The following is a 486-nucleotide window of genomic DNA, read 5'->3' on the forward strand; positions in this document are numbered from 1 at the left end:
TACAGCGGCTTCAATGTGCGCGACTGGACGAACAAGGTCGGTGCGCTCGAAACCACCTACAACCCTCCCCTCGCCGGGGCCACCAGCCCGATCACCAGCACCTTGGGTGATGTCGATCACAGGTCTGCCCATTTCGCGTCCTACTATCTGGCCGGTACTGCCTACTGGGCACACACCTACGGCTTCCGCCCCGACATGCCCAATGCGCGCGTCACCACGTTCGTCATCGACGTGAACGAAAACGGCAATGGCACGGTGGGTGACAATCAGCGCAACAGCCAGTTCTTCCTGGCGGCCAAGTACGGCGGCTTCATTGATGCCAACAACGACGGGAATCCGCTCCGGACCTACGGTCAGGATGGCTCCACCGTGGTCACGAACAATAGCGAGTGGGAAGCCTCGCCGACCGGCTCCAACGTCCCTTACAACTGGTTCCTGGGCGGTCAGCCGGAAGCGATGATCGCTGCCATCAAGAAGATCTTTACG

1 protein-coding gene is annotated in these 486 nt (G+C 60.5%); it reads left to right on the forward strand.

Features of this window, described 5'->3' with window-relative positions:
* Positions 1-486, forward strand: a 486-nt coding sequence (locus tag GFB48_RS17505; RefSeq protein WP_205597774.1) for a hypothetical protein, incomplete at both ends; no start/stop codon positions are given.

It is taken from the genome of Paraferrimonas sp. SM1919 (assembly GCF_010993985.1).
In the GTDB taxonomy this organism is placed as follows: domain Bacteria; phylum Pseudomonadota; class Gammaproteobacteria; order Enterobacterales; family Shewanellaceae; genus SM1919.